Raw genomic sequence first — 12815 nt, 5'->3', positions numbered from 1 at the left:
GGCGATGACTCTGACCGACGAGCAGGAGCTGCGCTGGACCGGGCACTATGTGCTTCTCCACGCGAACGGAGAGCCCACGTCGGCTTCTTCGGCGTATCCGGAGACTGACCGCCAAATCCGGAGACTGACCGCCCGACGTGCCCGGCCGGGCGCTCAGCCGCGCCGTGGCGGCGCCGTGCTGTCGCGGACGACGAGTTCCGGCGTCGGCTGGGCCACGTCACGGGCCGGGCGGCCGCCGAGCAGGCGGACGAGTTCCGCCGCCGCGCGCCGGCCGAAGGCCGTCGCGTCGCGGTCCAGGGCGGTCAGGCGGGGGTGCGTCGCGCGGCAGAGCGCCGAGTCCTCCCAGGCGACGAGGGACAGGTCGCGCGGTACGGACAGCCCCATGCCGAGCGCCACACCGGCGCCCGCGACCGCCATCACGTCGTTGTCGTAGATGATCGCCGTGGGCGGCTCGGCCCCGGCCAGCGCGAGCCGGGTGGCCTCGGCCCCCTGGCCCTCGGAGTAGTCGGTGGTGACCGAGCGGACCCCGGGCAGGCCCAGGCGGGCGGCCCCGGTCCGCAGCGAGGCGACGCGGCGCGTGGTGTGCGCCAGGCCGGCCAGGCCCGCGACGTGCACGACACGGCGGTGGCCCAGCCCCGCGAGGTGCTCGACGATCGCGCCCATGGCGGCGGCGTCGTCCACCCGGACGGTGGAGATCACCGGGTACGGGACGGGCTCCCGGGGCTCGCGGTCGACCTCGCGGCCGCCGACGACCACCGCGGGCAGGCCCAGGGAGTCCAGCAGGGCCGGCCGGGGATCGCCGATGCGCGGGTCCACCACGATGACCCCGTCGACCCGCTGCTCGGCCCACCACCTGCGGTAGACGGCGCACTCCTCCTCCGCTCCCGCGACCACCCGGAAGAGCAGGCCGAGGTGGCGTTCCGAGAGCACCTCCTGCATGCCCGAGACGAGTTGGAGGAAGAACGACTCGATGCCCAGTGAGCTCGCCGGGCGGGCGAGCACCAGGCCCACGGTCGCGGCGCCCTCCCCCGACAGGGCCCGCGCGGCGGTGCTGGCCCGCCAGCCGAGCTGGTCGGCGACCCCGCGCACGCGCCTGCGGGTGGTCTCGGAGACCCCGGGGCGGTCGTTGAGGGCGAAGGACACGGCGCTCTCGGAGACGCCGGCCCGCCGGGCGATGTCCTTCATCGTGGGCCGCCGGGCGGGCACACGCCGTCCGGTCCGGGCGGCGGGCGGCGGTTCCACCGGTGGCTCGTGCGCCGCGATCGTGGGCCCCCTCGCATCGTCCGCGTGACGTCGTGCGCGCCGGGCCCCGGGCGGCGCGACGCGCGCACCAGTATCCCCCAGCCGGGGAAGGCCGCGTACTAAAGCGCTTGAGTCACGCGCCTCTAAAGCGCATTAGTGCTGACGCCCGAATTCCGGCCGCACATCGTTGACCTGCCACTTCTTCGCCCCAAGGAACAAATGAGAGAGGCGAGTTGACTTTCCCGGGGCGCGGTGCCACCTTGTCGTGGGCGCGCGGCGGCTACTCCCCCAGCCGCGCCGATCACGGGACGGATCCCCCGACCGCCCCGCGACCACCGGCAATGCCGCCGCGCGCCCACCCAGCTCGTACGAACACGGGAACCGCCATGACACCGCGCTTCGGCGTCAACTACACGCCCAGCCAAGGCTGGTTCCACCACTGGCTCGACTTCGACCTCGACGCCGTCCGCGCCGACCTGGACTCCGTCGCCCGCCTCGGGCTGGACCACATCCGGGTCTTCCCCCTGTGGCCGCTGTTCCAGCCCAACCGCACGCTGATCCGGCCGCGCGCCGTCGAGCAGCTGGTCGCGCTGGTCGACGCCGCCGCCGAACACGGCCTGGACGTCAACGTGGACGGCCTGCAGGGCCACCTGTCGAGCTTCGACTTCCTGCCCTCCTGGACGGCCACCTGGCACCGCCGGAACATCTTCACCGACCCGGACGTCGTCGCCGCCGAGGCGGAGTACCTGCGCACCCTCGCCGCCGCGCTCGCCGACCGGCCCAACTTCCTCGGCATGACCGTCGGCAACGAGATCAACCAGTTCTCCGGCCCGCCGCACCCGGACCCGGACCCCATCGGTCCGGCCGAGGCGGACGCCTGGCTGCGCCTGATGCTCGACGCCTGCGAGCGGGGCGCCCCCGGCAAGCTCCACCTGCACGCCGAGTACGACGCCGCCTGGTACCAGGACGACCACGCCTTCACCCCCGGGCAGGCCGCCCGGCTCGGCTTCGCGACCGCCGTCCACTCCTGGGTCTTCAACGGCACGGCCCAGCGGCACGGCCACGCGGGCGTCGCCACCGAGCACCACGCGGCGTACATGATCGAGCTGTCCAAGGCCTGGGCCACCGATCCGCACCGCCCGGTCTGGCTGCAGGAGGTCGGCGCCCCGGCGCCCGTGGTGCCGCCCGAGCACGCGGCGGCGTTCGCCACCGCCACCATCGCGGGCGCCCTGGACTGCGCTGACGTGTGGGGGGTGACCTGGTGGTGCTCGCACGACGTGTCCCGGTCCCTCGCCGACTTCCCCGAACTCGAGTACACACTCGGGCTCCTCACCAACGACCGCGAGGTCAAGCCGGCGGGCACCGCCGTGGCCCGCGCCGTGGCGGAACTGCGCGACCGCGGGTACGCGCCGCGGCCCCGGACGACCGCGCTCGTCGTCGACGTGGGCGACAGCGTGACGGCCCCCCGCAGGGCCGGCTGCGCCCCCGGCGGCGAGGTGTTCGAGGCCTGGGCCGCGCTGACCGCCCAGGGCGTACGGCCCGCCCTGGTGCTGGCCGACCGGGCCGCCGACGCGGAGCACCTGGCCGCCCGCGGCATCACCGAGGTCGTCACCCCCGCGCAGGTCCGCTGAGCGTCCTGACCACCGGGCGCCCGGACTGCCGAACCCCGGTCCGAGCGGACCCCGCACACCCCGTCCCCCGGCGGGCCCCCCGGCACGGGTCCCGTACCCGTGCCGGGGGGCTCGGGGACGCTCCCGGCCGCATCTCCGTCAGCCCTTTCCCGGGGGTGCCGTGGCCTGACAGACTCGTCCGGTGACCGAATTCGACCTGCTCGTCATCGGATCCGGCCCGGGCGGCCAGAAGGCCGCCATCGCCGCGGCCAAGCTGGGCCGCCGGGTCGCCGTCGTCGACCGCCCCGACATGGTCGGCGGGGTCTCCATCCACACCGGCACCATTCCGTCCAAGACGCTCCGCGAGGCCGTGCTCTACCTGACCGGGCTCACCCAGCGGGATCTGTACGGCCAGAGTTACCGCCTCAAGGAGGACATCACCATCGCGGACCTCACCGCGCGCACCCAGCACGTGGTGAGCCGCGAGGTGGACGTGATCCGCAGTCAGCTCTCCCGCAACCGCGTCACCATGCTCACCGGGACCGGCCGCTTCACCGACGACCACACGGTCGCCGTGGAGGACCCGTCCGGCCGCGAGGTGCTGGTGACCGCCGAGAACATCGTCATCGCCACCGGCACCCGCCCGGCGCGCCCGTCGACCGTGGAGTTCGACGACCGCACGGTGATGGACTCCGACAGCGTGCTCAACCTGGACCGGGTGCCCCGCTCCATGGTCATCGTCGGCGCCGGCGTCATCGGCATCGAGTACGCCTCGATGTTCGCGGCGCTGGGCAGCAAGGTGACGGTGGTCGAACAGCGGGACGGGATGCTGGACTTCTGCGACATCGAGGTGGTCGAGGCGCTCAAGTACCACCTGCGGGACCTCGCCGTGACCTTCCGCTTCGGTGAGACGGTGGCGGCCGTGGAACGGCATCCGACGGGCACCCTCACCGTCCTGCAGAGCGGGAAGAAGATCCCCGCGGACGCCGTCATGTACTCGGCCGGACGGCAGGGCCTCACCGAGGGCCTCGACCTGGGCAAGGCGGGCCTCGCCGCCGACAAGCGGGGCCGCATATCCGTCGACGAGCACTACCGCACCTCCGTGCCGCACATCTACGCCGTCGGTGACGTCATCGGCTTCCCGGCGCTCGCGGCCACCTCCATGGAGCAGGGCAGACTCGCCGCCTACCACGCCTGCGGCGAACCGGTGAACGCGATGCACGGGCTGCAGCCGATCGGCATCTACACGATTCCGGAGATCAGCTTCGTCGGGCGTACGGAGGACCAGCTCACCGACGACAACGTGCCCTTCGAGGTGGGCATCTCGCGCTACCGGGAACTGGCCCGCGGCCAGATCATCGGCGACTCGCACGGCATGCTGAAGCTGCTGGTGTCGACGGAGGACCGCACCCTGCTGGGGGTCCACTGCTTCGGCAGCGGCGCCACGGAGCTGCTGCACATCGGCCAGGCGGTGATGGGCTGCGGCGGCACGGTCGACTACCTGGTCGACGCGGTGTTCAACTACCCGACCCTCGCCGAGTCCTACAAGGTGGCCGCCCTCGACGCCACCAACAAGCTCCGCCAGATCAACCGCCTCACCGGCTGACCCGGGTCCGTCGTGTGCGGGGCGCCCCCGGGCCAGGGGGCGCCCCGCACTCGTACCCGCACCACCCGTTCGGCGGGGGAACGACGAGGGCGCCGCGTGGCAGCCTCCCGGAAGGGGGCGAAAGCACATCCGCCCCGTGACCCTCCGAGGGAGCACCCGCATGGCCACCAGGAAGAACCTCCGGGCCGACCGGACGAGCCTCACCCACAAGGTCGGCTACGCCCTCCGGCACCCCACGCGGGTCGCCGCGCACGCGCGGCGGGCCGCACGGGACCGCTGGCTCGCCCACCGGCACCGCGACCACGTCGCGTACTACCGGGCCGTCATGGCCAGCGACACCGCGCGCGACCCCGAGGCCGCCGTCGGCAGCGGCAGCCACGACCGCTGGCTTGCGCTGGGCGCGATGCAGTTCGACTACCTGCGCGAACACGGCCTGTCACCGCGGCACCGGCTGCTGGACATCGGCTGCGGCAACCTGCGCGCGGGCCGGCTCCTCATCGACTACCTCGACGCGGGCCACTACTACGGCATCGACATCTCCCCCGACATCCTGATCGCCGCCAAGCGCACCGTGACCGCGCAGGGCCTGCAGCGCAAGCTGCCGTACCTGACGCTCACCCACGACCTGACCTTCGACTTCCTGCCGGACCGCCACTTCGACGTGGTCCACGCGCACAGCGTCTTCTCCCACTCGCCGCTGGAGGTCATCGACGAGTGCCTGGCCCACGTGGCCCGGATCCTGGCGCCGGGCGGGTGGTTCGACTTCACGTTCGACCGCACCGAGGGCAAGGAACACCACGTGCTGCACGAGGACTTCTACTACCGCACCGAGACGCTGGTGGGGCTGGCCGCCCGGCACGGGCTGCGCGCCCGCTTCATGGACGACTGGGAGCTGCGCGGCCACGGCCAGTCGAAGATCCGCGTCCACGCGGCCTCCTCCGCCTCCGGCTGACGGCCCGGGGCCGCCCCTGGCGCGCGCCCCCTGCGAGCACCGCCGTCAGGGGGCCTCCGCGGCCTCCTGCTCGGCGCGCTTGCCGGACACGTGCTCGACCAGGTCCCGTACCGTGCCCATCCGCTCGACGTCGTCCGCCAGCAGCATCACGCCGACCTCGCGCTCCACGGCGTCGGCGGCACGCTGCTTGGCCCCGTCGCCCAGGCTCAGCTGGGCGAAGGTCGTGTCCGGCCCGATCTCCTCCGGCGCCACCTCCGCGCACCCGGCGACCACCCTGCGCACGATCCCGGCGACGTCCTCGGCCATGTTCCCTCTCCCCTCAGGTGACTGCCCGATGCGTCTACCCCGCCGGCGGCGGCGTACCCCGCCCGTCCGAGGGACCGTTCGGCCGGTGCCGGGCCGGTCACGGCACGCGCGGCCGGCCCGGCACATAGGGCGCGAGGATGTCGGCCACGGTGCGGTTGCGAGGCGTGGGGACGCCCAGCTCACGGCCGAGGTCGGCGACGCCTCCGCTGAGCCAGGGCAGTTCCAGGCGGTTGCCCTGCTCCAGGTCGTTGTGCATGGAGGAGGTCATCGTGGCGGGCAGCGTGTCGCAGAAGGCCAGTTGCTCGTCGACGAAGGACTCGTCGAGGTGTGCGCCCGCCGCGCGGCCGACGGCGACGGCCTCCGCCATGACGTCGCGCAGCAGCCCTCGCGTCGCGGGATCGGTCCGCACGACGCCGATCGGCTGGCGCACGGCCGACGTGGTGCCCGACAGTCCGGTGAGGAACACGAACTTCTGCCACACGACCCGCGCGATGTCGGCGCTGACCTCGGCGTCGACGCCGGCCTTCTCGCACACCGCGCGGAACTCCTGGGCCCGGGCGGTCTGCTCCGCGTCGTACGGGCCGAAGACCAGCTTCTGCATCGTCCCGCGGTGGGAGACGACACCGGGCTCCTCGATGACGGCGGAGATGTAGCAGACCCCGCCCCACACGGCCTCGGACGGCAGGTGCCGTCGCAGGACGGCCTCCTTCTGCACCCCGTTCTGCAGGGAGATCACCCGTGCGCCCCCGTCGGCCAGGCCTCGCAGCCGTTCCGCGACGTCCTCGGTGTCCCACAGTTTGACCGCGACCAGCACGACATCGACGGGACCGAGGTCGCCGACGTCCGGCACGAAGCGGTCGGCCGGTGCCCTGAGCTCCCCCAGCGGGCTGCGGACGACCAGTCCGCCGTTGGCGCGGATCGCCTCCAGGTGCCTGCCCCGGGCGACGAAGGTGACCTCGTTGCCCGCCTCCGCGAGCCGGGTGCCGAAGTAGCCCCCGACGCCGCCCGCTCCCACGACCGCGATGCGCATGGCGTTCGTTCTCCCTTCCGGTTCCCAGCTCTTGGTAACCGTTATGAGGGTTACTATCTTCACATGAGCGAGCGCGCGCCGGCCACTCCCCGCACCCGCGTCACGGCCAGGGTCCGTGAACTGCGCTTCGACGCGGGATCGCCGGCGCTCGACCTCGTCGCCACCGTGGGGCGCCGCCCGAGCACGCCCGTGGAGCGGCTCGGAGACCACGACCGGCTCCGCTCCTGGTGCCAGGGGGTCGGGCTGACCCTGCGGGACGGGGAGGACGGACATGCCCTGCTGGGTGCCCTCCACGAACTGCGCTCCGCAGCCACCGACGTCGCCACCGCAGCGGTGGACGGCCGCGCGCCCCGGCCGGAGTCCGTCGCACTGCTCAACGACCTCGCGCGTGTCGAGCCGCCCGTGCCCCGGCTCCGCGTCGACCCCGAGGGGCGTCCGGGTTCCGGTACGGAACCGCTGTCATCCGCCCAGCTCCTCTCGGTCGTCGCCCGCGACCTGATCGCGCTGGTGACCGACCCGCGCCTGCGCGACCGGCTGCGCACCTGCGCGGCGGAGATCTGCGGCATGGTCTACCTCGACCACGTCAACGGCAACGGCAAACCGCGCAAGTGGTGCTCCATGGAACGCTGCGGCAACAACGCCAAGGCCGCCCGTCACCGGCACCGTGCCTCCGCGTCCGAGCCGGACCAGGCCTCGTCCACACGGTTGCCGGACGCTACGGCGGGGGCGGCTGCTCGAAGGCGGCGATGAAATGGCCGAGGTCGCGCCGGCGGCAGCTGGACGGCCACACGGCCCAGGTCCTGCGGACCAGGGGATCGCCGGCCAGCGGCGACCACATGACGGTCTCGGGGATCGGCTGCGCCCAGTTCGGCGGGGCCGGAGCGAACGCCCGCCCCGTGATCACGGCCGCCGGCCTCAACCTACGCGCTCAGCGGCTCCGCCGCGCCCGACCCGGGACCCGCGTCCAGGCCGTGGCCGCGCGGCACCGAGGTCAGCTCGTCCCACCAGGCGGGGCTCCCCTCACGGGGGAAGCCGACCCACTCCAGTCCCGCCGGGGCCTCCAGCCGTGCGCCGCGCGGTTCCGCGGGTCCGGCCGCCCGCTCGGCCGCGAGCAGCACCCCGAGGTTCTCCCTGACGACCAGCATCGCCTCGGACTCCGGCCCGGCCGGGCGCTCACGCATCAGCCCGACGTCGAGCTCGTCCGCGTGCAGCGCCTCCAGCTGGGCGGCCGTGGACAGATGGCGCGCCTGCACCCGGGTGTCGGGGTACGCCCACGACAGCTCGGTGAGCACGGGGGTCAGCAGGTCGGGCGGCAGCTCCAGCGGTACGCCCAGGCGCGGGGTGCCCTCGCCCCGCGAGGTCAGCGCCGCCATCGCCGGTACGGCCTGGTCGTGGCGTACGAGCACGGCCCGGGCCTCGTTGAGCAGCATCGCCCCGGCCTCGGTCGTCCATACCCCGGAGCTGGACCGCACCAGGAGTGTGACGCCGAGTTGCCGCTCCAGAGCGGTGACGGTCTGCGACAGCGCCGACTGGCTGACGTGCAGCCGCCGCGCCGCGGCCGACATCCCGCCCTCCTCCGCCACGGCGACGAGGACACGCAACTCCCGCAGTTCCATCCGGACATCCCACCAACGCGGCGCCCGCAGGACACCGCGACAGGCCAGGCCGGTTCCTTATGGCGGAACGCGCCGCCCCCCGGAGGTGACGCGCCGGGCGGGCCGGCCCCCGCGAGGCCTCCGCGGGGGGCCGCCGCCTCTCAGCGTGCCGCGGCCAATTGAGGCAGGACGTTCACCAGGGGCTCGCCCTGCGCGTAGCGCTGGAGCTGCTGCGTGATGAAGGCGAGGGAGGCGGGGGTGAAGGCGTCCGTGAAGGCCCCGACGTGCGGGGTGATCAGGATGCCGGGCAGGTACCACAGCGGGTGCCCGCTGGGCAGCGGCTCCGGCGCGGTGACGTCCAGGGCGGCGCGCAGCCGCCCGCGCCCGGCCTCCCGTACCAGCGCCTGCGTGTCGACGATCTCCCCCCTGGCCACGTTGACCAGGACGGCCCCGTCCTTCATCAGGGCGAGGCGGGACGCGTCCATCAGGTCGCGGGTCTCGTCCGTCAGGGGCGCGCACAGCACGACGGCGTCGGCGGAGGGGAGCAGCGCGGGCAGCTCCGCGAACCCGTGCACATGGCCGTCCGCCGTCTCGCGCGCGGTGCGGGCCAGCCTGACCACACGGCAGCCGAACGGGGCGAGCCTGGCCGCCACGGCCTTCCCGACCGCGCCCTGGCCCACCACCAGGACCTCCTTGCCGGAGAGCGTGGGGAAGACGCGGGGCCGCCACTCGCCGAGGGCGTGCCGCCGGGAGAAGTCGTCGAGGCCGCGCTCGGAGGCCAGGAGCAGGGTCACCGCCAGCTCGGCCGTGGCCTCGCCGTGCACACCGTTGGCGGTGGCGACGCGGCTGCCGGAAGGGAGCAGCCCCAGGAAGGGGGAGAGGTAGTCGTGACCGGAGCTGAGGACCTGCAGGACCTCCAGCCGCTCGGCGCGGTGCAGCAGCCGGTCCAGGATCTCGTGCTGCTTGGCCGGGACGGGCGGGACGACCACGAACCGTACGTCCCGGGGATCGGACGGGAAGGCCGAAAGACCGTCCCAGAAGTGGTACGACAGGCTGTCGGGCAGCGGTCCGGGAAATTCACCGGACCGATAGGGGAGCCAGACCGCGCGGCTTTCTCGCATGATTCGCAGTGCTTTTCTGTGGAACTCGGAGAACGGGCGTGCCACGCCGGGCTCCGAGAGCGCCACCCGTCGGACCAGGGGCTTTTCTGTCGCGGACGCTTCACGTCCGAGGGCCCGGAGCATCTGACATCGTTGTCGCGCGTGAACCTCCGGAACGCTAACACACGACCGGTCGGCAACATCGGGCGCGGGGCTGCCGGAAATGGCGGTGCGTCAACGGGAGGTGAATTCCTTTCCCCGTGAAGGCAAAGGCACGGTCATGAACCGCCCCCGGGGGACGGAGCGCCGCTGTTGCCCTCGTCACGCCCCGCCCGGCGGTCCGGGTCGGGTGGGCTGGTTCGGCCGGACCGGCGAAACGGCGGAGAGCCGTCCGGCCGCGGCGAGGCATCCCCCCGGTGCCCCGCCGCGGCGCTTCCGGCCCCCGTTCCCCCGTTCCCCCGTCCCGCGGCGTCCGTTCTGCGCGACGCCGCGGGGCGGAAGTCACATGGGCGCCGAGATCAGCGCCCAGACGGACTTGCCCGCCTCGTCGGGCGGTGTCCACCCCCAGGACTCACTGAGCGAGTCGATGATGTGCAGCCCCCGCCCCGTCTCGGCGAACCAGTCCGGCTCCTTCACCACCGGGATGCCCGTACCGGGGTCGGCGACCGTGCACAGCACGGCCTCCTCACGGCGGAGCAGACCCAGCCAGACCGGCCGGCTGGACAACGGTGCGTACGCCGGGTCGTCGAGGCCATAGCGGACGGCGTTGGTGAGCATCTCCGACACCACGATCGAGGCGGTGTCGACGATCGCGAGCATCCCCCAGCTGCTCAGGGTGGCACGCGTGAACTGCCGTGCGGACCCCGCGGCATGGAGGTCACCGCTCAGGCCGCACGCGGCAAAGCGTGACCCTGAGTCCTCGGTCAGGCCGAAGTCGAGGGGGATCACCGGATGCGTGGTCATCGGGAACTCCGCAGAGCTGTCGGGCGGGGGCGCGGTGCTGTCTGCGTCCACCACTATCCCCGTCGGATCCCTACCCGTGCAAGCACATCTGCAATTACAGTCGTAAGTGCAAGAGTAAGTACATCTGCACGTGCATCTGCACATGCAGATGGCGCGTCAAGGAGGCGTAGCCATGCGGGAGTTCGACAACGGCGTACCGGCCACCGACATCGAGGGCGCGGTCTGGAGGAAGAGCGGCCGGAGCAACCCCAGCGGCAACTGCGTCGAGCTGACGGCGCTGCCCGGCGGAGGCTTCGCGATGCGCAACTCCCGGCACCCGGGCGGACCTGCGCTCATCTACACGCGCGCGGAGATCGAGGCCTTCCTCGGCGGCGTGAAGGACGGGGACTTCGATGACATGACGGGCTGACAAAACGTCGGCATGCCATAAGATGCGGCTGTATTCGGGCGCCGCTCAGTGAGACACTGGCGGTCAGCCCAGTCACCACGGGAGCCGGCATGACCGCGACGCGGCCGAGCAACGAACCGTCGATAAGGCAGTACCTGGAGCACCCGCGCGGTGGTCCGACGGTTCTGCGTATCGTGCTCGGCACCCAGTTGCGGAGGTTGAGGGAGTCCCAGGGCATCACCCGTGAGGCGGCGGGTGACTCGATCCGCGGCTCCCACGCCAAGATCAGCCGCCTCGAGCTGGGCCGCGTCGGCTACAAGGAGCGGGACGTCGCCGACCTCCTGTCCCTCTACGGCGTGACCGACGAGACCGAGCGCGCGGACTTCCTCAAGCTCGCCCGGCAGGCCAACACGCCCGGCTGGTGGCACCGCTACGCCGACGTGCTCCCCGGCTGGTTCGAGACGCTCGTGGGCCTGGAAGAGGCCGCCTCCGTCATCCGTACCTACGAGGTGCAGTTCGTCCCCGGCCTGCTGCAGACCGAGGAGTACGCCCGCGCCGTCATCAGGCTGGGCCACCCCAGGGCGTCCGGGGTCGAGGTCGAGCGCCGGGTCGCGCTGCGCATGGAGCGCCAGCACCTGCTGAGCGGGCCCAACCCGCCGAGACTGTGGGCGGTCGTGGACGAGGCGGCGCTGCGCCGTCCGCTGGGCGGCGCCGAGGTGATGTCGCGGCAGCTGGAGCGGCTCATCGAGGCGGCCGCCATGCCGAACGTGACACTGCAGGTCGCGCCGTTCAGCGTCGGAGGCCTCGCCACCGCGGGCGGACCGGTGACGATCCTGCGTTTCCTGGAGCCGGACCTGCCCGACATCGTCTACCTGGAGCAGCTCACCAGCTCGCTGTACCTGGACAAGCAGGACGACGTCGACAACTACCTGGCCGTCATGGACCGGCTCAGCGCCGAGGCCGAGCCGCCGGTCCGCACGCCGGGCTTCCTGCGCGAGTTCCTCGAGCACCTGTCGTGAGCTGACGCGGGCCCCCGGGCCGGCATTCCGGCCTCGGGAGCCCCGAAAGTGATCACGCCTTGCGGCCGACCCCGCCGAACTCGATCCACTCCTGTGTGGCCTGACGTGGCGCCAGGTCGGTGTCGGGGCGCCAGGTGGACACCTCGACCAGCCCCGGCTCCAGGATCTGCAGGCCGTCGAGGAAGTCGTGGACGTCGCTCTCCTGGCGGACCCGGCCCCAGTTGCCCTGGGTGCTCGCGTCCATGAACTCGGTGACGAAGTCGCGCACCGACTTGTCCTCGCTGACCAGCTGGCAGACCACCAGGAAGCTGCCCGGTGCCAGTCGCTCCGCGACGCGCCTGACCAGAGCCGCCGGGTCGTCCTCGTCGGGGATGCAGTGCATCACCGAGACGAACAGCGCGGCGACCGGCCGGCTGAAGTCGATCAGCCGCTCCACCTCGGGGTGGCCGAAGATGCCGTCGGTGTCACGGAAGTCGGCCTGGATGACGGCCGTGTTCTCGTTCTCCTCCAGCAGCGCGCGGCCGTGCGCCAGCACGATCGGGTCGTTGTCGACGTAGACGACGCGCGAGGCCGGGTCGACGCGCTGGGCGACCTGGTGGACGTTGTCCTGGGTGGGCAGGCCTGACCCGTGGTCCAGGAACTGGCGTATGCCGTACTCGCGGGCGAGCACGCCCACGACGCGCTGCAGGAACCTGCGGTTGTTGACGGCGAGTTCCTTGGTGCTCGGCACGACCTTGAGGAGTTCCTCGGAGGCCTCGCGGTCGACGGCGTAGTTGTCCTTGCCCCCGAGCAGGAAGTCGTACATCCGGGCGACGCTGGGAATCCCGGTGTCGATCGCGGTCGGCAGCGGCTCTCGCTCCTGGCTCATCCGGTCCCTCACAGTCCTGCCCACGCCCTGGACGCGGGATGATCGCGGAACCCCCATTCTAGGCTCAAGTCACGTTGCTGCTCTGCGGTTTCACCCATGGGAAGTGAGTTGATCGCCAACCCGTCCGACTTCTGAA

Annotated in this window: 14 protein-coding genes; 6 read left to right on the top strand and 8 right to left on the bottom strand. The window is 72.5% G+C overall.

The window, feature by feature from the left end; all coding sequences use genetic code 11:
* Positions 1–153: 153 nt before the first annotated feature.
* Positions 154–1185 carry a LacI family DNA-binding transcriptional regulator gene (locus tag B085_RS0114715; protein WP_078619895.1) on the bottom strand — a complete coding sequence of 344 codons (1032 nt, stop codon included), beginning with the start codon at positions 1183–1185 and terminating at the stop codon, positions 154–156.
* A 443-nt stretch (positions 1186–1628) separates the two neighbouring features.
* Between B085_RS0114715 and B085_RS0114710 the strand changes: the two genes are divergently transcribed.
* From B085_RS0114710 to B085_RS0114700, 3 genes are all read left to right on the top strand, one after another.
* Complete coding sequence (locus tag B085_RS0114710; protein ID WP_018559325.1) at positions 1629–2873, top strand: glycoside hydrolase 5 family protein; 1245 nt, start codon at positions 1629–1631, stop codon at positions 2871–2873.
* A 181-nt stretch (positions 2874–3054) separates the two neighbouring features.
* Positions 3055–4458 carry a Si-specific NAD(P)(+) transhydrogenase gene (gene sthA, locus B085_RS0114705; RefSeq protein WP_018559324.1) on the top strand — a complete coding sequence of 468 codons (1404 nt, stop codon included), beginning with the start codon at positions 3055–3057 and terminating at the stop codon, positions 4456–4458.
* A gap of 160 nt (positions 4459–4618) precedes the next feature.
* Positions 4619–5410 (top strand): class I SAM-dependent DNA methyltransferase, encoded by a 792-nt coding sequence (locus B085_RS0114700; RefSeq protein WP_018559323.1) that lies wholly within the window; start codon positions 4619–4621, stop codon positions 5408–5410.
* A gap of 45 nt (positions 5411–5455) precedes the next feature.
* Here the strand turns inward: B085_RS0114700 and B085_RS0114695 are convergent, their stop codons facing one another.
* Both B085_RS0114695 and B085_RS0114690 read right to left on the bottom strand, forming a co-directional pair.
* Positions 5456–5716 (bottom strand): acyl carrier protein, encoded by a 261-nt coding sequence (locus tag B085_RS0114695; RefSeq protein ID WP_018559322.1) that lies wholly within the window; start codon positions 5714–5716, stop codon positions 5456–5458.
* A 97-nt stretch (positions 5717–5813) separates the two neighbouring features.
* Positions 5814–6746: a 2-dehydropantoate 2-reductase gene (locus B085_RS0114690; protein WP_018559321.1), complete on the bottom strand. Its 933-nt coding sequence runs from the start codon at positions 6744–6746 to the stop codon at positions 5814–5816.
* Positions 6747–6809: 63 nt separating this feature from the next.
* Between B085_RS0114690 and B085_RS0114685 the strand changes: the two genes are divergently transcribed.
* Entirely contained in the window at positions 6810–7496 is a 687-nt protein-coding gene (locus B085_RS0114685; protein ID WP_018559320.1) for a CGNR zinc finger domain-containing protein, read from the top strand.
* On the opposite strand, the gene B085_RS50030 is transcribed toward B085_RS0114685, so the two are convergent.
* From B085_RS50030 to B085_RS42410, 4 genes are all read right to left on the bottom strand, one after another.
* Positions 7462–7650 (bottom strand): hypothetical protein, encoded by a 189-nt coding sequence (locus tag B085_RS50030; RefSeq protein WP_199789205.1) that lies wholly within the window; start codon positions 7648–7650, stop codon positions 7462–7464. The two genes, B085_RS0114685 and B085_RS50030, sit on opposite strands and share 35 nt — an antisense overlap.
* A 16-nt stretch (positions 7651–7666) precedes the next feature.
* Entirely contained in the window at positions 7667–8362 is a 696-nt protein-coding gene (locus B085_RS42415; protein WP_199789204.1) for a LysR family transcriptional regulator, read from the bottom strand.
* 140 nt (positions 8363–8502) lie between these two features.
* Positions 8503–9462 (bottom strand): 2-hydroxyacid dehydrogenase, encoded by a 960-nt coding sequence (locus tag B085_RS0114675; RefSeq protein WP_026251037.1) that lies wholly within the window; start codon positions 9460–9462, stop codon positions 8503–8505.
* A gap of 480 nt (positions 9463–9942) precedes the next feature.
* On the bottom strand, positions 9943–10404 hold the full coding sequence (locus B085_RS42410; RefSeq protein ID WP_018559318.1) for an ATP-binding protein: 462 nt from the start codon (positions 10402–10404) through the stop codon (positions 9943–9945).
* Between the two features lie 172 nt (positions 10405–10576).
* On the opposite strand from B085_RS42410, the gene B085_RS0114665 reads away from it, so the two are divergent.
* Both B085_RS0114665 and B085_RS0114660 read left to right on the top strand, forming a co-directional pair.
* Entirely contained in the window at positions 10577–10813 is a 237-nt protein-coding gene (locus tag B085_RS0114665; RefSeq protein ID WP_018559317.1) for a DUF397 domain-containing protein, read from the top strand.
* An 89-nt stretch (positions 10814–10902) separates the two neighbouring features.
* Complete coding sequence (locus B085_RS0114660; protein WP_018559316.1) at positions 10903–11811, top strand: helix-turn-helix domain-containing protein; 909 nt, start codon at positions 10903–10905, stop codon at positions 11809–11811.
* Positions 11812–11863: 52 nt separating this feature from the next.
* Here B085_RS0114660 and B085_RS0114655 read toward each other — a convergent pair whose 3' ends face one another.
* On the bottom strand, positions 11864–12679 hold the full coding sequence (locus B085_RS0114655; protein WP_018559315.1) for an SAM-dependent methyltransferase: 816 nt from the start codon (positions 12677–12679) through the stop codon (positions 11864–11866).
* Positions 12680–12815 lie beyond the last annotated feature (136 nt).

Origin of the sequence: Streptomyces sp. BoleA5, assembly GCF_000373665.1 — a bacterium.
Lineage (GTDB): Bacteria > Actinomycetota > Actinomycetes > Streptomycetales > Streptomycetaceae > Actinacidiphila.
The sequence above is the reverse complement of the archived record's forward strand: the minus strand, read 5'-3'. Positions and strand labels throughout refer to the sequence as shown.